Origin of the sequence: Polymorphum gilvum SL003B-26A1 (assembly GCF_000192745.1) — a bacterium.
In the GTDB taxonomy this organism is placed as follows: domain Bacteria; phylum Pseudomonadota; class Alphaproteobacteria; order Rhizobiales; family Stappiaceae; genus Polymorphum; species Polymorphum gilvum.
The window spans coordinates 2,083,478-2,105,005 of record NC_015259.1 but is presented as its reverse complement, the minus strand read 5'-3'; the positions used below and the strand labels follow the sequence as shown (position 1 = coordinate 2,105,005).

The following is a 21,528-nucleotide window of genomic DNA, read 5'->3' as shown; positions in this document are numbered from 1 at the left end:
TCCGGATGGTCGTCCGGCCGATTCCCCGACCGGCCGGAACGCAATCGGCGAACCCGGCCGCCAAACCCGGCCGGGCCGCCCGATGTCACCTCAGCGGATGGGCGGAGCGTAGAGGATGCCACCCTTCGACCACAGGGCGTTCAGGCCGCGGGCGATGCCGAGCGGGGTGTCCGGACCGACGTTGCGGTCGAAGGCCTCGCCGTAGTTGCCGACCTGCTTGATGATGTTGTAGGCCCAGTCGTTGGACAGCGAGACGCCCTCGCCGAAGGCGCCCTCGATGCCGAGCAGGCGCTTGATTTCCGGGTTCTCCGAAGACTTCATCTCGTCGACGTTGGCGGAGGTCACGCCCAGTTCCTCGGCGTTGATCATCGCGTTCAGCGTCCAGCGGGCGATATTGAACCACTGGTCGTCACCCTGGCGCACGACCGGGCCGAGAGGTTCCTTGGAAATGATCTCCGGCAGGACCATGTGGTCGCCCGGGTTGGACAGCTTCAGACGCTCGGCATAGAGGCCGGAAGCGTCGGTGGTGAACACGTCGCAGCGGCCGGCGTCATAGGCCTGGACCACTTCGTCCGACTTCTCGAAGGCGACGATCTCGTAGGGCATGTTGTTGGTGCGGAAGTAGTCCGCGACGTTGAGCTCGGTGGTCGTGCCGGTGTTGGTGCACACGCTGGCGCCCGACAGTTCGAGCGCCGAGGTCACGCCGAGCGCCTTGCGGACCATGAAGCCCTGGCCGTCGTAATAGGTCACGCCGGCGAAATTCAGGCCGAGCGAGGTATCGCGCGACATGGTCCAGGTGGTGTTTCGCGACAAGATGTCGATCTCGCCGGACTGCAGTGCGGTGAAGCGCTCCTTGGCCGACAGCGGCGTGAACTTCACAGCCGAGGCATCGCCGAAAACGGCTGCCGCGACGGCGCGGCAGACATCGACGTCGAGACCGGTCCAGTTGCCCTGGGCGTCCGGATTGGAGAAGCCCGGCAGGCCTTGGCTCACGCCGCACTGGACGAAGCCCTTTGCCTTGACGTCATCGAGAGTTGCAGCATTCGCTGCAGTCGCGGCAGCGCCCATCGCGGTGCCGAGCACGATCGGAATGAGTTTCGTTTTCATGGATTTGCAGCCTTTATTGTTACCCATCTGTACTTTTTTCATCGGAACCGGCGAATCAACCGCGTAAGTCCCGCCGTTCATCCTCGTCCCGAAGGTCGGGCAGGCCCCGGAGGCTCCGGCGCGTCGTCGATCGACATTCCAATGACTGCCATTCGATGGCATTTGACGGGACGGGTCAAGGGGTTGCAGGGTGGCCTTCGGAATATTTCGGGCCGGCCCGCACCGCGCTGACTGCCGCCGAATGCACAGAAGGTGAACATGAGCAAAAACGCGCCGACGACAGATCAAAAAACAGACACCCGCCTCACCCACGCCGGCCGCGATCCGGCGTCCTTCCACGGCTTCGTCAATCCCCCGGTGGTGCATGCCTCGACGGTGCTGTTCCCCGACACCGCCAGCATGGCGCCCGGAGCGAGCCGATACGTCTACGGCCGCAGGGGCACGCCGACAACGGAAGCCCTCGAGGATGCCGTCAGCGAGCTGGAAGGCGCGGCCGGTACCAAGCTGGCCACCTCCGGTCTCAACGCGATCACGCTTGCCTGCCTGTCGTGCCTGAAGGCGGGTGACCATTTTCTTGTCGTCGACACTGCCTACGGCCCGACCCGCCACCTGTGCGAGACGCTGCTCGCCCGGCTCAGGGTGGAGACCGAATACTACGACCCGACGCTGAACGGCGACATCCGCCGCCTGTTCCGCGACACCACCGCCGCCGTGTTCACCGAGGCGCCCGGATCGCTGAGCTTCGAAATGCAGGACATCCCGGCCGTTGCCGCCGCAGCGCGCGAGATCGGCGCCATGGTGCTGATGGACAACACCTGGGCGACGCCGGTCTATTTCCGGCCGCTCGACCACGGCGTCGACTTGTCGATCCAGGCCGGCACGAAATACATCGTCGGCCATTCGGACGTCATGATCGGCACGGTCGCCGCCAGCGAGCGGGCCTGGCCGCAGCTTCAGGACACCCACGGCGCGATGGGTCTCCATGTCGGCCCCGACGACGTCTATCTCGCCCTGCGCGGCCTGCGCACCCTGTCGGTGCGGCTGGAGCGCCACGCCAGCAACGCGCTCGCCGTCGCCGACTGGCTCGCCGAACGCCCGCAGGTCGCCGCGATCCGCTATCCGGCGCGCGCGGACGATCCCGGCCACGCGTTGTGGAAGCGCGACTTTTCCGGCGCCAGCGGCCTGTTCGCCTTCGACTTCGTGCCGTCGGTCACCAAGGCTCAGGCGCTCGCCTTCCTCGATGCGCTGAAGCTGTTCGGACTCGGCTACTCCTGGGGCGGCTTCGAGAGCCTGGCGATCCCGGTCAGGCTGCAAGGCATCCGCACGGCGACGGCGCCCGACAACACGCGGCAGAGCGTGCGCCTGCACATCGGCCTGGAAGACCCGCGCGACATCATCGCCGACCTAGCCCAGGCGCTGGAGACCGCGCTCGGATAAGGCGCGGCGCGGCGCGGCCGGCGTCAGCTCACCGGGTCGCGCCGCTTCTCCTTGACGATCAGCCAGACGTTGCGGAAATAGATCAGCAGGCCGAGCGCCTGGCCGGCGATGAACACCGGATCCTGGCGCTGGATCGAATAGATCAGCAGCAGCACGCCGCCGGCGATGGAGAAGAACCAGAACGCCACCGGCACGATCGACCGGCCGACCCGTTCGGATGCGATCCACTGGATGACGAAGCGCATCATGAACATGGCCTGGGCGATGAAGCCGAGCACGATCCAGAAGTTGAACTGTTCGACGAAGACGGCGTGCAGCCAGTCGAGAAGTGCGCTCATCTGCTTCGCTTTCCTTGATCCTCAGTCGCGCCGTCCAGCCGCGATGGCGCTGACCTGCGGCACCCTGCGACGGCGGCGGCGCAGCCACCACACGCCGAGCAGGTCGGAGACGCCGATCAGAGCGCGGTCGAAGATGCCATATTTCGACGTGCCGTGGCGCCGGTGCCGGTCGATCACGTCGACATGGACGATGTCATAGCCCTCGCGGATGACCAGCGCCGGCAGGAAGCGGTGCCAGCTGTCGAAATAGGGTAACCGCAGGAACACCTCCCGGCGCACTGCCTTCAGGCCGCAGCCCGAATCGCGCGTGCGGTCCTGCAACATCCAGCCGCGCAGCCGGTTGGCGAACCGCGAGGCGTAGCGCTTGGCGAGGCTCGCCTTGCGGCCGAGGCGCTGCCCGGCGGCCAGCGCGACGCCCGGTCCGCCGCGCTCGAGCGCGTCGAGAAGCTGCGGGATGTAGGCCGGATCGTTCTCGCCGTCGCCGTCGATGGTTGCCACCACGGCGCCGCGAGCGTTGAGCACGCCGGTGCGCACCGCGCAGCTCTGGCCGCAGGAGGCCGCATGCCGGAACGGCCGCAGCCAGGGATGGCCGGCGGCATAGTCGGCGAGCACCGCGTCGGTGCCGTCGCCCGAGCCGTCGTCAACGACGATGACCTCGAAGCGCCGGCCGTCGAGCGCCGCCGCAATCTCGTCGAGCAGGATCGGCAGGTTGTCCCGTTCGTCCTTGGCCGGCACGACCACCGTCACCTCGAGACACTCGGACGCGGGCTGGAAGATGCCTTCGCCTGTCTTGGTCATCGATCCCTTACTCCGATTCGCGATGGTGGCCGGCGCCAGAGGAGGGCGCACGGCGCGCCCCGCGGCGGCCGAGCGCGGCATGCCAGATCGCCCGCGCGCAGGCCGCCGCCGAGCGCCGGCTCATCACCGGCTCGACGCTGCCGTTGGCCGACAGGCGGAAGCCGAGCCGGCGGCGCGCCATCCAGCGCGCGCAGAACAGCGTCACCGTAGCGCCGAGCAGCGTGCCGGCGATGACGTCGCTCGGATAGTGCGCGCCGACCATGATACGGCTGAAGGCGATCCAGAACGCCGCCACGATGATCAGCCAGCGCCAGCTCGGGAAGATCAGCGCCAGAGCCGTGGCCAGCGCCGCCACCGTCGTCGAGTGGCCGGAGGGAAAGCTGGTGTAGGAGCCGTGGAAGGCGAACAGGTCGAACTCGACCGGACCGACCGTCTCGTAAAGCTTCGGCCGGGCGCGCCCGAGCGTCCACTTGAAGAGGATCGCCAGGATGCCCGTCGAGGCCACCGAAAAGAATACGAAGGCGGCGTAGGTCCAGGCCATGGACAGGCCCATGCGCACGCGCCAGGTCAGCCGGTCGATATCGGCGAAGGCGAGACAGGCAAGACAGAACAGGCCCGTCGACCACAGGATCCAGTGGGCCTTGCCGAGATCGGTCAGGACGACAAAAGGCGCGCGCGTGGCATGCGGCAGCGTCTGCAGCCAGGGATAGGTCGGGATGTCGGCGATCACCAGGGCAATACCGACCGTCAGCATCAGGATGGCAAGCACGTCCTGCGGGCGCTGGCCGGCCGGCAACGGGTCGTGGGTGCGCAGCGCCCGCTCGCGGCGGCCGCGGACGATGGCCGCGATGCGGCGCGCATTGGCCCTGAAGCGTTCCTTCACGGCGCGCAGCCGCAGCCCGAAGGATGCCTTGTCCGGTCCCGGGGTCGTTTCCTCGCCCATAGTCATTGCGCACCAGTCCCCGCAAGATAGAGGCCGAGATCCAGCCTGCGTCCGCCGTTGATGTTCAGGCCGTCTACCCTGTCGGCAGCCACCGGCACAAGACCCAAGCCCTGGGCAGCGGCCAGGAAGGCCTGTTCCTGCCGGCTTTCCACGATCGCCACCCGGCACGCGCCCTCCGCTTCGGCGAGGAACGCGGCTGCGGCCTCCGGTCCGATCAGGCGCGTGCCGGTGCCCTGCAGGAAGACGAAGCTCGGCTCGTTGAATCCGGTGCTGGCGACCTCGGGCTCGGCACAGGGGGCGACCGTCTCGACGGCCGTGACGAGGCGCGGGCTGACCCAGATCGGCGTCAGCGCCGGACCGGCGAAGGCCCAGACGGCGACTGCGATCAGGATGCCGGCGCCTGCCGCCCGCGGCACGGCGGCAAGCACCTCGCCGCGGGCCAGACGTTCCGCGCCCCACACGCCAAGCACCGCCGCCAGAACGCCGAGCACGGCGGCCGGCGGCGACGGCCAGACACCGAGGGCGACCGGACCGGCGAGCGTGGCGGCGGCGAGGCCGACCGCCGGCAGCGCCAGCAGCACCGCGGCGAGGAGCCGCAGCGCGCGCGGCGCCGAGCGTGCGCCGTCGAGAACGGCCATGGCGGTCGCCAGGGCGAGCGCCGGCAACAGCGGCATGGTGTAATGCGGCAGCTTGGTCGCCACCAGTTCGAACACCACCCAGGACGGCAGGAACCAGGCGGCGCAGAACTGCACCAGCCCGGTCGTGCGCCCGGCCCAGATGCGCGGCGCGGCCAGAACCGCGAAGGCCGGCAGCGGCCAGAACACGGCGAACATGACGGCGAGGTGGGTCAGCGGCGGCGCGCCGTGGCTTTCCTGTCCCGTGGCGACCTTGCCGAGCATGTCCTGGCCGACCGCCTCCCGGAAGAAGGTGCCGTCGGTGGCGATCCAGATGGCGACGAACCAGGGCATCACCAGCAGCAGCATCCACGGCGCCCCGACCAGCGGCACGGACGCCTTCATCCAGGCGAAGCGCCGGCGGAAGGCGAACAGGGCCAGCACTGTCAGCCCGACCACCATCGGCGCGACCGGCCCCTTGACGAGGATGCCGGCGGCGAGCGCGGTCCAGAACACGAAGGCAAGGCCCCAGCGCGGGCGCCTGCTGTCGGCCATCCAGAAGCGCGCCAGCGCGCCCTGGGCGGCCAGAATCGAGGCGAACAGGGTAGCGTCGGTCTTGGCCAACCGCGCCTCGACGCCGAGGATGATCGACAGGGCGACGAACAGGGCGGCGACCAGCGCCGCCGGCGGCCCGGTGAAGGCGCGCGCGGTCCAGTAGGCGAGCAGCACGACGAGCACCGCGGCAACGAGCGACGGCAGGCGGTAGACCCACAGCGGCGCCTCGGCGCCGAAGCCGCTCGCCTTGGCCGTGGCAGCCTGCAGCCAGTAGATGCCGACCGGCTTCTTGTGGCGGGCCTCGTCCTGGAAGCGGATGTCGACGTAGTCGCCGCTCTCCAGCATCTGCTTGGTCGCCTGGGTGAAGCGCGGTTCGTCGCGATCGAGCGGCGGCACCGACCACTGGCCCGGCACGAACAGCGCCAGGGCCAGCACCAGAAGCACCAGAGACGCGGTCACGTCGTGTCCGGCGAGACGCAGCCAGAACGGAGGCGGTCCTGAGCGGGGCGCATCCAGGTGGCTTGCCGTGTCGGCCGGTCTGATCGGTTCGGTCATGGTGGGTCCGGTCGTGCGCCTTGCTGTGATCGGGGTGCCGCCCATCCGGCGGACTTTTGTCCAGCGCTTCCTACAGGAGCGCGCGGAAAAGGGAAACAGGGTGGGTTGCGGGCGGCGACGATTGGGCTATCGTCGCCCGCCAGCGGGATACCCGCCTTGAATTGGGATTATTTCATGACGATTCTCGCCCAGATCACGGATCTTCACCTGCGTCCGCGCGGCCTGACCTGCTACCGCGTCAGCGACACCAACAATCTGGCCGAACGCGCGATCCGTGCCCTGCTGGCGCTGTCGCCGCGCCCCGACGCGGTTGTCGTCACCGGCGACATCACCGATGGCGCCGACGCACGCGAATATGCGCTGGCCCGCCACATCCTCGGGCGCCTGCCGATGCCGGTCTACGTCCTGCCCGGCAACCACGACAGTTCCGACACCCTGCGCGCCGCCTTTTCCGACTATCCCGGCATCCGCGACGCGCCGACGGCGAGCGGCAAGCTGCACTACACCGCCGATGTCGGCGGCCTGCGCCTGGTGGCGCTCGATTCCAGCGTCGCAGGAAAGCCGTTCGGGCTGCTTGGCGCCGAGCAGCTGGCCTGGCTCGATCGGGTCCTGGCCGAAGACGACAGGCCGGCCGTCGTCGCCGTGCACCACCCGCCGATGGCGACCGGCATCCAACACATGGACAGCATCGCCCTGCACGACACCGACGCCTTCGCCGCGGTCCTGTCGAGGCATGCCCATGTCGAACGGTTGATCTGCGGCCACGTGCACCGGCCCATCGTCGCCGGCTTCGCCGGCACGGTGATGACGCTGGCGCCCAGCACGGCGCATCAGCTGGTGCTCGACTTCGACGACAAGGCGCCGGTCGACTTCAATTTCGAGCCGCCGGCCTATTTCCTCCACTGCCACCTGCCCGGCTCGGGTCTGGTCTCGCACCTGGCCTATGTCGAGAACTTCCCCGGCCCCTATCCGTTCTGGGCGGACGAAGGCGTCCGCTGGCCGGGCGAATGAGCCCCGCGCCCGGTCCTGCCACCGACGCCCGGCCCGCCCGGACGCGCCGTCTGCTCGCCCCGCTGCGCGTCCTGGTCTGCTGCGCGCTGGCCGCTGCCGCCGCCGCCTGCGGCGCGCTCGACCGTGGCGACGAGATCGAAACCACCGTGATCCAGGCCGTACCGGTCGACCAGGACGCCATGCTCGCCCAGTTGAACGGCTACCGCGCCCGCAGTGGCCTGCCCGCACTGGCGCACGACCCGCGGCTCGACGCCGTCTCGGCCGACATGGCGTTGCTGATCGCCGAAAAGGACAGCATGGATACCTGGGCTCACAGCGGCTTCGGTCTCGCGCGGCGGCTCGATGCGGCCGGCTACGACCACTATGCCGGCGCGGAGAACCTCGGCGCCGGTTACGCCAGTCTGGAAGCGGCCTTCGCCGGCTGGCGGGGGTCTGCAGGCCACGACCGCAACCTGCTCAATCCGCATGTCAGCCGGGTCGGCATCGCCCGCGTCGCACGCTCGGACGGCAAGTGGCGGCACTTCTGGGTGATGACCCTCGCGCGCCCCCAGGAGGATGGCCGGCCGCCGCTGGCCCGGCCCTGACGCGGCCCGCTTCGGCCGGCCGCAGAAAAAAGAGGCGGACCACGGGGCCCGCCTTGAAGTGAGTTTCCAGAGACCCCCTGAGGGGAACCGGCCAAAGCCAGTGAGAACGACGCCCCAGAAACTGGAGTATTATTCTCAGGTATTTTTCTAGCCGCCTCGGCCGATGCTGTCAACGCCGGATCCGCCCGCGCCGACGGTCGGCCTAGAAGGGGAACGGGCGCAGCGCGAAATCGCCCTCCTCGCCCGGGGCCTCGCGCAGGCCGAGCGCGACCGGCAGGTCGTAGAGGCGCCCGGGCGCGAAGCGCGCCCGCCAGTCGCACAGCTGCGCGCTGACCGCCTTGACGCAGGACAGCCCGATGTCGGCGCGGCTGCAGTCAGCCAGCCAGACCTCGATCCCCTTCGCCGCCAGGCCCTCCTCCAGGGCGCCCGGACCGAAGTCCCGCTCCAGCGCCGCGAGGTCGGCCCGCGGCGCGGCGTCGAGGCGCAGGTCGGCGCGGATGTCGGTCGTGCCCGAATAGGCCAGCATCGGCGGAAGCGGCTGGCCGCTCGCTCCGCTGCGCGCCAACGCCCGCGCCGACAGGTCGAGCGACAGCTCGCACTGGAGCATTTCCGTAACGGCAGACAACAGCGCCCGCGGCGCCGACGCCGCAGCGGCGACGCCAAGCGCCCCGGCACGACCGTTCGCGTCATGCGCGATCGCAGCCAGGACATGCACGTCAAGATCGGTGGGAAGCGCAAGGAAGCGGGTGATGCGCGGACGCTCGCGCAGGAAGGCTGCACAAATATTCGGCAGCATACCCTCGGCCAGCGGCCCGGGAATCGCACTTATCCCCAGGCGGTTGTACCACCAGGCCCCGGCCGCGTCGCGTTCGGCCAGTTCCAGAACCGCCCGGCGGGTGGCCTCCGCCGCATCCGTCCACACCGCCGCCCCGCTGGTCGAGGCAAGCCCGAGAGCGTCCAACCCGAACGTGCGCTGCTCGCCGAGCAGGATCCCGAGCGCCGGCGTCATGGCACGGCGACCGCCGGAGAGGCTGCACAGTTCGATCCGGCGCGGCGACAGCGCGTTCCAGTCGATACGCCCCTGTCCGGCCACAGCCGCAAGAACGGGAAACCGGCCGCACAGCTCCGCCTCCTGCCTGGCGCTGAAGCGCAGGAACGCCCCGGCCGGCAGGTCCGGCAGGGCCCTGAACGCCCCGTCGAAGACGAGCGTGTCCGCCGTCCCCCGCGACAACAGGCTGAGACGCTCGGCCATCTCGCCAAGGCAGGCCAGCGCCGCCCGGGCCCGGTCCATGCCCTGCCCGCCGGTGACGATCCGTTCGCCAGCGCCGCCGCCCGCCGGCGCCGCCTCGGCGAAGCCGGCGAAGAAATGCAGCGGACAGTCGGAGAGTTGCACCTCGACCAGATGTGCGCGAAAGCGGTCGAGCAGCGGCACGAAGGGTGCCAGTGCCGGCGCATCGACGCCCGGCGCAGGCACGATCCGCCCGCCGCTTGTCTCGGCCAGCCCCCACCGGCACAGGAGGGCGACCGCCTTAGCCACATCCGCCTCCGGCGGCGGCAGGCCATCGTCCCCACCCTCGTGCGGGAGGCCGAAGGCGCGCCGGACCGCCGCCGCGAACGCCCCCCGAGCCAGCGATTCGTTATCCACAACCAAAGACCACCTCTAGTTGACAGCAGGACGTAGTATGCGCCGCCTCTTGCCCAAAGCCGCCACCGCGGCGAAGATTTTGATCCAAGGAAGTATTTCGAATGAACTTCAGATCATTCCGAACACCCTTTAGAAGTATTCTATAGGGTTAATGTGCGATTTCGTCTGCAAAAATGCAGACGATCTCTGCAACAGGAAAGATCTGAGCTCCTTTCGAAGTCGAATTGCCGCAGGCAGTTTGCGGCAACCCTGGCCGTGCCGAACGGCCGAGCCAAAACAAACCGGACCAGGCGCCGTCGAGATCCGCGGATGAAAGCATACCGCCCTCGCCTGCCCGCCTGAACCGGAGCGACGTCAACCAGGTGAGACAACAGGAAAGAGGCCAGTCATGAACCAGGAAATCACCCGCGACACCATGCTCGCCCTTGGCGCCACCGTCGCCCGGATCGTCGGCAAGGCCGACACGCGCGCCGAACGCCTCGAGGACACCCGCGCCGCCCTGAGCGATGCCGGCGTGTCGGCCGAGACCCTCGGCCGGATCGAAGTCTGCGCCGACGCCGCCGACTTGGTTCATCTCGTTGTTCCCGCCTCGGTCGACACCGCGAAGATCGCTGCCGGCGACGAGGCATACCTGGAAGAGCTCGGCCGCAAGGCGCTCGGCTCCTGCTTCTACGACGTGCTGCCGGAATAATCCGAGCCGCTGCGCCCGCTCCCCACGCGGGCGCAGCCACGATCCGCAAGCCCGCGTCTGCCTCCCGTCCGCGTCCACATGGTGCGGTAGCGGGGCGTCGTGGCCGCGTTCCCGGAGGGCCGGCCGGAACTGCCGTCCCCCACAAGCCGGAGTGCCGACATGGCGCGTTTTCCCTATCGGCCTGCCGACGTGCAGGCGCTCGGCCGTCTGCTCGGCGAGGCCGCGATCGACGCCGCCAAGCGCCAGGCCCTGATCGACGACCCGAAGGGATGCCTGAGGCGAGCAGGCCTGTCCGATGACACGATCGCGCTGATCGATTTCAAGGTCGTCTCCGACAGCGCGGCGAAGACCCATGTCGTGCTGCCCTACCGCCTCAACGCACGGAGGGTGGAGGCAGGCGATGCAGACTACCTGTCGGGCTTGGCGCGGAGCCTGGTGCCCCAGGCGCTCAACTGATCCGGGACGCAGCGCCCGCTCACGGATAGCGGCCATGCAACGTGTTCGAGATCACGTCAAAGGCGTTCTGGAAACTGCGATGCGCCTCCGGGTGGCTGAACAGGTTCACGCGCTTGAGCCAGGCCTGGATCTCGCCGGACGCGTACTGCGGTCGCGACCCGAACTGCTGTTCGAAACGCGCCAGCAGGCGGGACAGGGCGAACTCCGCCTCCTCGGGCCGGTTGGTGCAGGTCAGAGCAGCGACACGCGTCACGAGGCTCGGCATGCTGTCGATCGGCGCCCGTTCGAGGAAGGTGACGCACTGGTCGTAGTCCCCGGCAGCGAACTGGATGTTGGCCAGATAGTCGTAGAGGATGCGAGGCACCGTGTTGAGCAGGCGGAAGGCCCGCTCGGCGTGGCTGCGCGCCGCGCGGACGTCGCCGAGATAGGCCATCGCCTCGGCGGCGGACATGACGTTCATCGGATCCAGCGGATTGAGCTTGAGCGCCTGGTCGAAAGCCCGCCGGGCGTCGTCATGATGTCCGCACTGCAGCGACAACCAGCCGAACATGCGATGGTTGATGACCTGCCAGGGGTCGAGCAGAACGGCCTTCTCCGCCTGCGCCAGCACACCGCGCAGGTCGATCGCCTCGACGCCGGCGGTCGGATAGAAACGCAGCTGCTTGAGGGTGATCGACGCCTTGCCGGCATAGATCAGACTGAAGCTGGAAAAGCTCTCCTCCAGTTCGCTGAGGATCGAGAACGCCTTCTCGTCCGCCTGGCGGTTGAACTCCCAGATCAGCGCCTCGGCCTGGCACCAGCGCGCGAACGGCGTCCGGCCGGGGCGCTGGCGCAACCGTCCGATGATATGCGAATGCACCCGACTGACGGTCCGGAACACCGCCTCCGCGCGATCGTCCGCATCGCGGATCGTTTCCAGATCGACGACCTCGTTGAAGGCGATCTGGCCGGACGAGCGGTTTTCGAGCTGAACGTAGATGCGGTTGATCATCCGGTCCTTGCGGAAGCGCAGGATGAAGCTGCCGAGCTCGCCGCCCTCGACGCGGGTCGGCGCCGGCGTTTCGTCGTCGCCCCAGTAAGCCGCCTCGTAGAGCTCGAAGCACCGGTAGGCGGACAAGCCCGCGATGACCTCGTCGCGCAGCGAATGGGCGCGGTAGTCGTAGTCCTTGCCGTAGGTCAAATTAGCGATCGAGATCACCGGCAGGACGATGTCGCGCCGCAGGCTGGGCAGGTCGACCTCCGCCGATCCCATCAGCGCCTCGGAGGCGCGCGTCGGCGCACGGACCGCGGCGCCGGCCCCGTCGTTCTCGACCAGCTGGCGGATTTCCGCGCTCGGCTCTATGTCGAGATGCGCCTTGAGCTCGCGTACGCAGTCCCGGTACTGGCGCAGCGCGCGTTCCTTCAACCCCTGGTCGATATACAGGCGGATAAGGGTCTTGTGAGCGAACTCGTGGGTCGGATCCAGCGCCAGCAGGAAGCGGGCCAGGGCCTCGCGCTGGTCGATGCCGGCCCGCGACCCGAGATCCTCCAGGATACGGATCGCCCAGTCGCCGAGATCGGATCGGACGCGATCCTGTTCGACGGACAGCCACTCGGCGAAGACCGGGTCGAGCGCATCGAATCCGTACAGGAAATCGCCTTCCCACAACCGCGCCGCGGCACGGATCGTCGCCGGATCGGCGTCACCGAGTCCGCGCGACAGCGCCTCGAGGTCGGTCGTCATGGTGTCGGGACGCAGCGAAAGGCTGGTCGGCGACGCCTCGACCAGCCGCATGCCGATTTCGTCCTCCGCCCGGCGGATGTGGCGCAGGGCCTGGCGCAGGGAGACCGCCGCCTTGGCCCGATCGGCGTCGCTCCACAGCAGCGCGCCGAGTTCACCGCGCGTTTCCGTCTGGCCCGGTCGGCGCACAAGATAGCCGAGCAGGGCCAGCGCCTTGCGCGTCTTCAGCGCGACCGGCGTACCGTCCGCTCGGATCAGCCGCGGTTGCCCCAAAGTCTGGAAGTAAAGCCTGTCCCCCATTGAGCTATCCGTTCAGGAGCATCGCCCCGCCCCAGTCATCGAAAACCGCCATCGGGCCGCACACACTCGGCGCTTCTCGTCAACCGTAGCCGGCAGGTCCGAGTCACTTCCACCGTATCACGCAAGTTTCACGCGGCAAAACCATCATCGCCGTGCAGGATGCAGTTTGGCGGCGTGCTCCTCGCTGCCACCCAGGGAAAGACGGTAGGAACCTCATGTCGAAAGTTGCCGAAGTGAAAAGTCCCGACGCCCTCGACAGCGAACTCGCGACCGATTCGCTCAAGCGGATGATCTATTTCACCCGTCGCGAGGCGGAAAAGGACGGACGTACCTTCTGTGCCTATCTTCTCGATCTGGCCATGAGCGCGCTCGACGAGGATTCCGAGGCGATCAACGCCGCACTGAAGGCCAAGCTGACCCCACTCGGCGGCAAGATCGCCAACTGACGGCGCGTCCCGCCCGATGGCATCGGTCGAGGTTCGGAATTGACGAAGGCGTCCGACCTGCCGATCCGTTGAACTCTCACGCGAGCCGCGAAAGCCGGTGCGCATCCGCGCCCCGGCTTTTTCTGTCGCATGGTGCCGACGATGTCCGCAGCGGGATCGAGACGCTCCGGCTTCCGCCTGCCTGCTCCCGCTCATCGGACCCACGCTCGGGCCAAGCAGCCGCGTCGGCGCGATCCCCGCAACGCTTCACGGATCGAGCGAAAATCTCGCCCCAACCCCTTGAAGGAATGGCGACCCCGGCAGGATTCGAACCTGCGACCATCGGCTTAGAAGGCCGGTGCTCTATCCAGCTGAGCTACGGGGCCGGCTATCCCGGATCGGCACGGCGCGACCGCCGCACCGGACCGGCATACGCCGTCAGTGCGTCCAGGGCGCGCTGCGGTCGAAGCGGAAATTGTCCGAATAGGAGGCGCCGCGCACCTTGCGCTCCTTTGCCGGCTCGACCCGGTAGGGGATGGCGTTGCGGCGGGCATAGGCCACCGCATCCTCGCAGCTGTCGAAATAGAGCCGGATCTGCTGCTTCATGTCGGCCGACGAGGTATAGCCCATCAGGGGCTCCACCGAACGGGCGATCTCCGGTTCGTAGTCGAGCACCCAGCGCTGGGTCTTCGCCTTGCCGGACTGCATGGCCGTCTTGGCCGGTCGATAGATGCGCGCAACCATTCCCGCATTTCCCGCTGACACGCCGCGCGGCCGGAGCGCCTCCGGACCGTTTGGATCCGAACCGTTTTTCCCGTCTTTGAGCCGGAAGTCAACAAGGCTTCGCCGCCCTGCGACGCTTTCGTGTCCCGATGACAGCGCAGTCTGGTCCCGACCGTACCTCCTCAGCGCTCGCCCTTTCGACCGCCGGCGAACACCGTACGAATTGCAACCTGCCCGCGCACCCAGGATTGCTGTCGCTGCGGCAGGCTTGCCGCTATTCTTGCGCGGCCGATAACCTGTCGTCGGTCGAATGCGCGCGAGAAGACCCCTAAGAATGCATCCGTCATCCGTCTCCCGGTACCTGCCTGAACACGCCTGCCCCTCCGATACCCGGCTCAGCCGGCTCCGACGCGAGGTCGAGGTCCATCAGCTGACCGACATGTGGGACATGATCCTGACGGTCGACTTCCAGGTCTGCGACGCGCGCAACCTGCCGCGCGCGACTCGGGACGAATTCTGCGATATCGTCGAACTGCTGGTGAGGGCGTTCACGCGCTGAGCACCGGCACTCGAACGGCCTGGAACCGTCCGCAAGTCCAGGTGAAAGGGATGAATTTGGCCACGCTGCTGAAGCCCCCGCAGGTGTTCACGGAGATCGGCCCGGCTGCAATCGAGCGCGGGCTTGCCGATCCGTTCCTGTCAGCGTTCTACGAAGCCATGCGCTCGTCCGGTGGCGTCGCCGACGCCCGCCTGCGCGCCCACATGCCCTATCTCAGCCTGTGTTCGGACACGACCGCCAGCGACGCCGCGCCGCCGATCTTCTATGTCGGACGCCACGCCTCCCAGAGGCGCCTGTTCGGCGAGGACTGGGCGCTGCAGAGCCGCGACGTGCTGCGCACCCCCGATCCGGACCTGGAGGCGGCTGCCGCGCGAGGCTATCAGGTCGCCCTGTCCGGGCAGCCGTATTACGGCTACGCCCGCACAAGCGTGACGCTCGCCGACGGCATCTATGACGTCGCCTTCGAGCGCCTGATCCTGGCGCTGCGCCCCGTTCCCGGAGCCCAGCGCCGTTTTTGCGCCTATTTCGGTGTCATTCAGGACCTTCGACGGCGATCGTCGCTGCCAGGGTGATCAGATCCGCCCGGGTCGAGTAGACCAGCCAGTCGTCGGGCCGGATGTGGGACGGGGCCGCGATCCAGTGCGTGCCGCGCGGCACGAAGCGCCGGTAGCCGACCCGCAGGCCGAAGCCCTTGAGCGCATTGGCCGCCGCCATCAGGCCGTAGAGATAGTCCGGCGACCATTTCGCCAGCGCGACCAGGAAGCCGATCTGGGTCAGCGTCTCGGCCAGGCCCCTGCCCCGGAAATCCTTCCGCAGCCAGAGATTGCCGTGATAGGCGATCCGCCCGTGCATGAAGAAGGCATCGCGGGCGTGGTCCGTGCCCAGTTCCGCCTCCGCCGCCGGATCGACGAACAGGCGCCGCTGCTGCTGGCGCCAGTGCTCCGCGAGCGTGCGGTCGCGCAGGTCCTCGACCTTGGCCGCCTGCACCGAGACGACCGCACCAGCCTCGTCGCGCGCGCCGATCCAGAATGCCTGCGCTCCATGCAGGTCGAAGAACCGGCTGGAGAAGTCCTCCATCAGGTAGCGGTCCTGCGTCGTCGCAACCGCCGCCTCGAAGGCGGCGAAATCGGCGCTTTCGCGTAGCGTCAGGCCGCACGCGCGCACGCGGCCTTCCAGTCGTGCGATCGCGCGGACCACATCGAGCGTTGTTTCCTCCGTGACATCGGCAAGCATGTGCAACTTCCCCCTTCGACAGATGCGCACCATCGCGCAGGGGATGCACTGTGAAGAGCCGTACCGGACGGGAAAAGGCCACGGTGACCGGGAGCCCGCGGAAGATGGACGGAAAAAGGCGGGTCTGTGGAAATGGTCGGGGCAGCAAGATTCGAACTTGCGACCCTCTGCTCCCAAAGCAGATGCGCTACCAGGCTGCGCTATGCCCCGACTCCTGAAGTTCTGCGGTTTATCCGGCTTTCCGGCCCGAGGCAAGGGCGAACAAGGACCGAAGCTCCGGCACGCGGGGCCCAGTGGCGCGCGCACCGCCGCGCCACCGGCCGATCCGCAGAGGCCGACCCGCGTCCTGCCACAGTTGCCCGGTCGACACGGAAAGCGTATGACACTGATCGATAAACATAGCGACCCGTCCCGGGATCCGCGCGCGGGCGGTGCAGGAGCGGTCCTGGGCGTTCCTGGATGTTGCGAACGCAGGCGCCCAACCATCGCTCGTTTGCCGCAGAACCGGACCACAAGCGAGCCCGAACAGCTTGGACCCTTCGGCAGTCATGCTCCTCGAGATTGCCATCGTCATTGGCCTGACGCTCATCAACGGCCTGCTGGCCATGTCGGAACTGGCCGTCGTCTCGGCCCGTCCGGCGCGCCTGAAGGCCGCGGCCGACCGGGGATCGCGGGGAACGGAGGTCGCCGTGCGCCTTGCCGGCGAACCGGGACGGTTCCTGTCCACCGTGCAGATCGGCATCACGCTCGTCGGGGTTCTGTCGGGGGCCTTCTCCGGCGCGACCCTTGGAATCCGCCTGTCGCATGTCCTGCAGGCCCAGGGCCTTGGCCAGACGCTCGCCGACGGTCTCGGCGTCGGCCTGGTCGTCGTTGTCATCACGTATCTGTCGCTGATCGTCGGCGAATTGGTCCCGAAACAGATCGCGCTGCGCAACGCCGAGGCGATGGCAGCGCGTGTTGCACCGGCCATGCTGTTCATCTCCCGGGTCGCCGCTCCGCTGGTCTGGTTCCTGGACGTGTCCGGCAAGCTCGTGCTGGGACTGCTCGGACAAAGGGGCGAAGCCGGGGAGCGGGTTACCGAGGAGGAGGTCCGGACCATCATCGCCGAGGCGAAGAGCGCCGGCGTTCTGGAAACCGCCGAGCACGACATGATCTCCGGGGTGATGCGCTTCGCCGACCGCACGGCCCGCGCGCTGATGACGCCGCGCCGGGAGGTGGAGATCCTCGACCTGTCGGAGTCCATGGACGCGATGCGGGCGCAGATCCGGCAATGCAGGCGCGCCCGCCTGCCGGCTCGCGACGGTGAAGCGGACGACATCATCGGTGCCGTCCTCGTCCGGGACCTGATCGAAGCCTTCGCACGCGAGGAGGCTCCCGACTTGAGGGCATTCGTTCGTCCGGCCCCGGTCGTGATTGACACCGCCAAGGCACTCGATGTGCTCAAGCGCCTGCGCGAATCCACTTTGCACATGGCGATCGTCTTCGACGAGTACGGCCATTTCGAGGGGATCGTCACCTCGGGGGACATCCTGGAATCGATCACCGGAGAATTCCAGGACGAGGACGACACCGACGAACCGGCCTTCGTCCGCCGGGCAGAAGGATCGTATCTCGTCGCCGGCTGGATGCCGATCGACGAGGCGGGCGACATGCTCGGACTTCCAGTGGACAAGGACCCTGCCTATGAAACCATGGCCGGTCTGGTCCTGAGCGAACTCAATCGCTTGCCCGAAACGGGAGAGGTGTTCGACTATCGTGGCTGGCGCATCGAGGTGATCGACCTCGACGGGCGGCGCATCGACAAGCTGCTGGTCAGCCGGTTGCCTCCGTCTCCATCCTGAGCCGCTCTGCGTGCCTGTCGTCGCCCGGCAACGGGCACCCGTCGACCCCGCGGATCATGGCATAACGCGAATGCTCGACGCGACGACCCGGTCCCCGGGCGCAAAGCCCAGGCGCGCCGAGGTGCCGGCCAGCACCTCCAGCACGTAGCGCGCCGGCCCGTTCGAGCCGACCACCTTCTCCGACAGCGGTACGGTGTTCTCGGCGATGTGGACGATGCGGCCGTCCGCGCCGATGAAGATCATGTCGAGCGAGAGATAGGTGTTCTTCATCCAGAAATGCTTCTCGCCCGTGTCCTCGAACACGAACAGCATGCCGGCATCGGCCGCCATCTCGCGCCGGTCCATCAGGCCGCGGGCGCGCGACGCGCTGTCGGCGGCCACCTCGACCTCGAAGCGATGCGGGCCGGACGCCGTCTCCACGCTCAGCCGCTCGCGCGGCAACTCCGACGCCTGCGCGGACGCGACGGCGACGGCAAGGACGAGCAGAAGGACGCGGAAAGGGATCGCGAGGACGGAAGGCAGAGGCATAGGCGGCTCCAGCAGGACCGGCATGGCCGGTCGGTCGACGGAGAAACGGTCCCTCCGATCCGCCGGATGTCAGCGGACCGGTGAACTGTGCCGCAACACAGGGGTCAATGCGAGGACGGAATGTGCGCGCCGGTCCCCGCAGGGCGGATCTCGGCGGCCATGCGGCCCTTGGGTCCGGTTCCGAAGCGCACCAGCACGTCCTGCCCCGGCCGGAGCTCGGTAATGCCGAAGCGGCGCAGCGTCTCCATGTGGATGAAGATGTCCTCGGTGCCCTCGCCCTGGGTCAGGAAGCCGAAGCCCTTGACCCGGTTGAACCATTTCACCGTGGCCTTCTCGAAGCCACCTTCCGCCACGACCTGCACATGGGTGCGCGACGGCGGCAGCTGGGAGGGATGCACGGCGGTCGATTCGTCCATCGACAGGATGCGGAACGCCTGCAGGCCGCGCGGCTTGTCGAGCACCTCGCAGACCACCCGGGCGCCCTCGTAGGCGGTCTGGAAACCGTCCCTGCGCAGGCAGGTGACATGCAGGAGGATGTCCGGCAGGCCGTTGTCTGGAACGATGAAGCCGTAGCCTTTCGCTATGTCAAACCATTTGATGGTTCCCGCGATCTCGATCAGGTCGACGGCGACATCGTCGGCCATCGCCTCGATCGTGCGGGGATCCTGAGCGGTCTTTCCCCCCATAGTCCAAAGCCCCATCTGAATCCGCATCACTCAGCGCGGGCCGCCGCAGACGACTCGAATCCGCACTGATTCTTAGTAAAAGGATAACACCGCATCTTCGCTCCACCAGAGGAAATCGTGCAACAAACCACAGACGTTTCTTGATTTACGTTCCGCCGGCCTGCGCCAGCGCCCGGAACGTCTCGGCGATCGGGGTGCGAATGACCACGCTCGCCAGCCGGTCGAGCGGCGTCGGATCGCGGTTGACGATCGCCAGCTCGGCGCCGGCGCGCGCCGCAGCCAAAGGCAGGTCCGCTGCCGGATGCACGACCAGGGACGAGCCGATCACGACGAACAGGTCGGCCGCCGCAGCAGCGGCGAAAGCGCGCGCCGTTTCGTCTTCCGGCATGGCCTGGCCGAAGCTGACCACCGCCGCCTTGAGCAGGCCGTCACAGACCCGACAACGGGGGCTGCGGCCGGCGGCGGCCTCTGCCTCCTGCTCCCGCAGCTCGGCCGGCGCGCCGCAGTCGAGACAGCGGGCATGGGTAGCGTTGCCGTGCAGTTCGATGAGCCGGTCGGCGGGCAGCCCAGCACGGCCGTGCAGCCCATCGATGTTCTGCGTCACCACCGTATCGATGAGCCCGGCGCACGCGAGCCGCGCCAGCGCCAGATGGGCGCAGTTCGGCTCGGCGCGCTCGAAGTCTGCGAGCATGACGAAGCGCCGGCGCCAGTCCTCCAGCCGGTCGGCCTCGCTGGCGACGAAATCCCGGTATTGAATCGGCCGCATCCTGGACCATATGCCGCCGGGCGAACGGAAATCCGGAATTCCCGACTCCGTCGAGATGCCGGCGCCGGTCAACACCACGACGCGTCCAGCGTCCGGCCCGAACAGCGCCGCGAGCTCGGTCCTAGCCTCATCGAGGGTTTCGATTTCCATCCGCACCGCCTTTACAACCGCCCTGCTGTCCGGCCAGCATCGGCGCCCTTTCACGCCTCAAGGACAGGGACATGCCATGAGATACCTGCACACGATGGTCCGCGTCACCGACATCGACGAATCGCTCGACTTCTACTGCAACAAGATGGGCATGGAGGAAGTCCGCCGCATGGACAGCGAGGCCGGCCGCTTCACGCTCATCTTCCTGGCCGCGCCAAAGGACAAGGACAGCGGCATCAAGACGCGCGCGCCGCTGCTCGAACTCACCTACAACTGGGATCCGGAGGTCTACACCGGCGGGCGCAACTTCGGCCACCTCGCCTTCGAGGTCGACAACATCTACGATTTCTGTGCCGCACTGCAGGAAAAGGGCGTCACGATCAACCGCCCGCCGCGCGACGGCAACATGGCCTTCGTGAAGTCGCCCGACAACATTTCCATCGAGCTGCTGCAGAAGGGCGAGCCCCTCGCCCCGGCCGAGCCCTGGGCCTCGATGCCCAACACCGGCACCTGGTAGGCGCCCGGCACGACCACGCACGGCCACAGGCCCGGCCGGTCCGGGCCTGTGGACATCGTGTCGATTCCCCTCTTGCAGCCTCATCCAATTCTGCCTATAAGCCTCCCCACGACGCAGCCGCGTCGTTTGCGCGCCCATCGTCTAGCGGTCTAGGACGTCGCCCTTTCACGGCGAAAACAGGGGTTCGAGTCCCCTTGGGCGTGCCACTCCCCCACTCGGAAATGCTCCACAAGACGATACCGATCGAAATCGGCACAGGCGGGATCCTTGCGGCCCTCGCGCGACGTCCTGCAGCCGGCGCGCGCCGCTCACGCCTCACCTGAATCCGGGTCCGGCGGCCCGGAACTGCGCGTCAGCGCGTCCAGCATCTCCAGCAGGCGGTCTATCTGATCCTTGCCGTAGCGCGCCTCAAGGCCGGCGTAGATGCGTCGGCTTTCGGGCGCGATCTCGTTGATCAGCGCCAGGCCCGGCGGCTCGATCCGGATCAGCGTGCGCCGCCCGTCCTCGGTATCCTTGCGGGTGGCGATCAGCCGGCGGCGCTCGAGCAGACGGATCATACGCGTCAGACTGGGGGCGAGGATCAGCGCGCGGGCGGCAAGCTGCGAGGCGTCCAGTTCCCCCGCCTCCGCGAGCACGCGGATTACCCGCCACTGCTGCTCGGTCACATCGTGGCGGGCGAGCATCGGCCGGAAATGTGCCATCACGCTTTCTCGCGCGCGCAACAGGGCGATCGGCAGCGACCGGCGCGTGTCGCGCGGCAACAGCGCATCGCGCTCGCCGCCGTCCCGGCCGGCGTCCGCTCCGCCTGCCACCTCGTTCCCTCGCTCGCTCATCCCCCCTCCCCGGATCGCCGTTTCGCTCTGCGCGTGGAATCGCAGCGTCTCACCATATAAAACATTTGACAGGGCCGTAGCGATTATTTAACATGTTAATTATAAAGGGAGGAAACGAAGGTGCCCCATCTGACGGTCGAGTATTCCGGCAATCTCGACGGCCATCTCGACATGGCCGCGTTCTGCCGCGCGTTGCGCCAGGCGATCCTGGATACCGGGCTGTTCGAACTGGGCGCGGTGCGCGTGCGCGCGCTGCGCGCCGAGCATTTCGCGATCGCCGACCTGCTGCCCGAGAACGCCTTCGTCGACATGTCGTTCAGGGTCGGCACCGGTCGCAGCGAGGCGGACCGCAAGGCTGCCGGCGACCGGATCTTCCGGGTCGCCGAAGATTTCTGCGCCGGCCTGCTGGCCAGTCCGCATTTCGCCCTTTCCCTCGAGATCCGGGAGATCAACTCGAGCTTTTCCTGGAAGAGAAACGCCATGCACCCGCGCCTGCGCGATCAGGCATAAGGA

General features: G+C 67.8%; 24 protein-coding genes and 3 tRNA genes. 12 read left to right on the top strand and 15 right to left on the bottom strand.

The window, feature by feature from the left end; all coding sequences use genetic code 11:
- Positions 1-90: 90 nt before the first annotated feature.
- Positions 91-1,107, bottom strand: coding sequence for an amino acid ABC transporter substrate-binding protein (locus tag SL003B_RS10150; protein WP_049792572.1), 1,017 nt, complete (start codon positions 1,105-1,107; stop codon positions 91-93).
- 258 nt (positions 1,108-1,365) lie between these two features.
- Here SL003B_RS10150 and metC point away from each other — a divergent pair, with 258 nt between their 5' ends.
- Positions 1,366-2,544, top strand: a complete 1,179-nt coding sequence (gene metC, locus SL003B_RS10145) for a cystathionine beta-lyase (RefSeq protein WP_041375485.1) — start codon at positions 1,366-1,368, stop codon at positions 2,542-2,544.
- A 23-nt stretch (positions 2,545-2,567) separates the two neighbouring features.
- Here metC and SL003B_RS10140 read toward each other — a convergent pair whose 3' ends face one another.
- The 4 genes from SL003B_RS10140 to SL003B_RS10125 are packed head-to-tail and all read right to left on the bottom strand — an operon-like array spanning position 2,568 to position 6,347.
- Positions 2,568-2,882, bottom strand: coding sequence for a lipid-A-disaccharide synthase N-terminal domain-containing protein (locus SL003B_RS10140; RefSeq protein ID WP_013652746.1), 315 nt, complete (start codon positions 2,880-2,882; stop codon positions 2,568-2,570).
- A 21-nt stretch (positions 2,883-2,903) separates the two neighbouring features.
- Positions 2,904-3,680 (bottom strand): glycosyltransferase family 2 protein, encoded by a 777-nt coding sequence (locus SL003B_RS10135; protein ID WP_013652745.1) that lies wholly within the window; start codon positions 3,678-3,680, stop codon positions 2,904-2,906.
- Positions 3,681-3,687: 7 nt separating this feature from the next.
- The gene (locus SL003B_RS10130; protein WP_242390363.1) at positions 3,688-4,629 is read right to left on the bottom strand and encodes a phosphatase PAP2 family protein; all 942 of its coding nucleotides are present in this window, start codon (positions 4,627-4,629) and stop codon (positions 3,688-3,690) included.
- A complete protein-coding gene (locus SL003B_RS10125) occupies positions 4,626-6,347 on the bottom strand; it encodes an ArnT family glycosyltransferase (RefSeq protein ID WP_083812170.1) in 1,722 nt (573 codons plus the stop codon). Before SL003B_RS10125 ends, SL003B_RS10130 begins: the two co-directional genes overlap by 4 nt.
- 174 nt (positions 6,348-6,521) lie before the next feature.
- Here SL003B_RS10125 and SL003B_RS10120 point away from each other — a divergent pair, with 174 nt between their 5' ends.
- Together SL003B_RS10120 and SL003B_RS10115 are read left to right on the top strand one after the other, a co-directional pair.
- Positions 6,522-7,358, top strand: coding sequence for a phosphodiesterase (locus SL003B_RS10120; protein ID WP_041376015.1), 837 nt, complete (start codon positions 6,522-6,524; stop codon positions 7,356-7,358).
- The gene (locus SL003B_RS10115) at positions 7,355-7,942 is read left to right on the top strand and encodes a CAP domain-containing protein (protein WP_013652741.1); all 588 of its coding nucleotides are present in this window, start codon (positions 7,355-7,357) and stop codon (positions 7,940-7,942) included. Before SL003B_RS10120 ends, SL003B_RS10115 begins: the two co-directional genes overlap by 4 nt.
- A 202-nt stretch (positions 7,943-8,144) precedes the next feature.
- Here SL003B_RS10115 and SL003B_RS10110 read toward each other — a convergent pair whose 3' ends face one another.
- Positions 8,145-9,479 (bottom strand): YcaO-like family protein, encoded by a 1,335-nt coding sequence (locus tag SL003B_RS10110; RefSeq protein WP_013652740.1) that lies wholly within the window; start codon positions 9,477-9,479, stop codon positions 8,145-8,147.
- A 496-nt stretch (positions 9,480-9,975) separates the two neighbouring features.
- Here SL003B_RS10110 and SL003B_RS10105 point away from each other — a divergent pair, with 496 nt between their 5' ends.
- Both SL003B_RS10105 and SL003B_RS10100 read left to right on the top strand, forming a co-directional pair.
- Positions 9,976-10,278, top strand: a complete 303-nt coding sequence (locus tag SL003B_RS10105; protein ID WP_013652739.1) for a hypothetical protein — start codon at positions 9,976-9,978, stop codon at positions 10,276-10,278.
- A gap of 159 nt (positions 10,279-10,437) precedes the next feature.
- On the top strand, positions 10,438-10,734 hold the full coding sequence (locus SL003B_RS10100; protein WP_013652738.1) for a hypothetical protein: 297 nt from the start codon (positions 10,438-10,440) through the stop codon (positions 10,732-10,734).
- Positions 10,735-10,753: 19 nt separating this feature from the next.
- Here SL003B_RS10100 and SL003B_RS10095 read toward each other — a convergent pair whose 3' ends face one another.
- Entirely contained in the window at positions 10,754-12,754 is a 2,001-nt protein-coding gene (locus tag SL003B_RS10095) for an AfsR/SARP family transcriptional regulator (RefSeq protein ID WP_013652737.1), read from the bottom strand.
- Positions 12,755-12,969: 215 nt separating this feature from the next.
- On the opposite strand from SL003B_RS10095, the gene SL003B_RS10090 reads away from it, so the two are divergent.
- Complete coding sequence (locus SL003B_RS10090; RefSeq protein WP_013652736.1) at positions 12,970-13,200, top strand: hypothetical protein; 231 nt, start codon at positions 12,970-12,972, stop codon at positions 13,198-13,200.
- A 288-nt stretch (positions 13,201-13,488) separates the two neighbouring features.
- Here SL003B_RS10090 and SL003B_RS10085 read toward each other — a convergent pair.
- Positions 13,489-13,565: transfer RNA gene (locus SL003B_RS10085), tRNA-Arg, on the bottom strand.
- A 52-nt stretch (positions 13,566-13,617) separates the two neighbouring features.
- Positions 13,618-13,923, bottom strand: coding sequence for an ETC complex I subunit (locus tag SL003B_RS10080; protein ID WP_013652735.1), 306 nt, complete (start codon positions 13,921-13,923; stop codon positions 13,618-13,620).
- A gap of 313 nt (positions 13,924-14,236) precedes the next feature.
- Here SL003B_RS10080 and SL003B_RS10075 point away from each other — a divergent pair, with 313 nt between their 5' ends.
- Together SL003B_RS10075 and SL003B_RS10070 are read left to right on the top strand one after the other, a co-directional pair.
- Positions 14,237-14,461, top strand: coding sequence for a hypothetical protein (locus tag SL003B_RS10075; protein WP_013652734.1), 225 nt, complete (start codon positions 14,237-14,239; stop codon positions 14,459-14,461).
- A gap of 50 nt (positions 14,462-14,511) precedes the next feature.
- Entirely contained in the window at positions 14,512-15,033 is a 522-nt protein-coding gene (locus tag SL003B_RS10070) for a hypothetical protein (protein WP_013652733.1), read from the top strand.
- Here SL003B_RS10070 and SL003B_RS10065 read toward each other — a convergent pair.
- Positions 14,993-15,694: a hypothetical protein gene (locus SL003B_RS10065; RefSeq protein ID WP_013652732.1), complete on the bottom strand. Its 702-nt coding sequence runs from the start codon at positions 15,692-15,694 to the stop codon at positions 14,993-14,995. The genes SL003B_RS10070 and SL003B_RS10065 overlap by 41 nt on opposite strands.
- 133 nt (positions 15,695-15,827) lie before the next feature.
- Positions 15,828-15,904, bottom strand: a tRNA-Pro gene (locus SL003B_RS10060).
- Between the two features lie 338 nt (positions 15,905-16,242).
- Between SL003B_RS10060 and SL003B_RS10055 the strand changes: the two genes are divergently transcribed.
- Positions 16,243-17,535, top strand: a complete 1,293-nt coding sequence (locus SL003B_RS10055) for a hemolysin family protein (RefSeq protein ID WP_013652730.1) — start codon at positions 16,243-16,245, stop codon at positions 17,533-17,535.
- Positions 17,536-17,589: 54 nt separating this feature from the next.
- On the opposite strand, the gene SL003B_RS10050 is transcribed toward SL003B_RS10055, so the two are convergent.
- From SL003B_RS10050 to SL003B_RS10040, 3 genes are all read right to left on the bottom strand, one after another.
- Positions 17,590-18,063, bottom strand: a complete 474-nt coding sequence (locus SL003B_RS10050) for a DUF192 domain-containing protein (protein ID WP_013652729.1) — start codon at positions 18,061-18,063, stop codon at positions 17,590-17,592.
- Positions 18,064-18,167: 104 nt separating this feature from the next.
- Entirely contained in the window at positions 18,168-18,749 is a 582-nt protein-coding gene (locus tag SL003B_RS10045; protein ID WP_013652728.1) for a cold-shock protein, read from the bottom strand.
- 145 nt (positions 18,750-18,894) lie between these two features.
- Positions 18,895-19,665: an SIR2 family NAD-dependent protein deacylase gene (locus tag SL003B_RS10040; RefSeq protein ID WP_013652727.1), complete on the bottom strand. Its 771-nt coding sequence runs from the start codon at positions 19,663-19,665 to the stop codon at positions 18,895-18,897.
- A 76-nt stretch (positions 19,666-19,741) separates the two neighbouring features.
- Here SL003B_RS10040 and SL003B_RS10035 point away from each other — a divergent pair, with 76 nt between their 5' ends.
- Positions 19,742-20,182: a VOC family protein gene (locus tag SL003B_RS10035; RefSeq protein WP_041375483.1), complete on the top strand. Its 441-nt coding sequence runs from the start codon at positions 19,742-19,744 to the stop codon at positions 20,180-20,182.
- 130 nt (positions 20,183-20,312) lie between these two features.
- Positions 20,313-20,388, top strand: a tRNA-Glu gene (locus SL003B_RS10030).
- 102 nt (positions 20,389-20,490) lie between these two features.
- Here the strand turns inward: SL003B_RS10030 and hpaR are convergent.
- Complete coding sequence (gene hpaR / locus SL003B_RS10025; protein WP_013652725.1) at positions 20,491-21,015, bottom strand: homoprotocatechuate degradation operon regulator HpaR; 525 nt, start codon at positions 21,013-21,015, stop codon at positions 20,491-20,493.
- A 120-nt stretch (positions 21,016-21,135) separates the two neighbouring features.
- On the opposite strand from hpaR, the gene SL003B_RS10020 reads away from it, so the two are divergent.
- The gene (locus SL003B_RS10020; RefSeq protein WP_013652724.1) at positions 21,136-21,525 is read left to right on the top strand and encodes a 5-carboxymethyl-2-hydroxymuconate Delta-isomerase; all 390 of its coding nucleotides are present in this window, start codon (positions 21,136-21,138) and stop codon (positions 21,523-21,525) included.
- Positions 21,526-21,528: the final 3 nt, after the last annotated feature.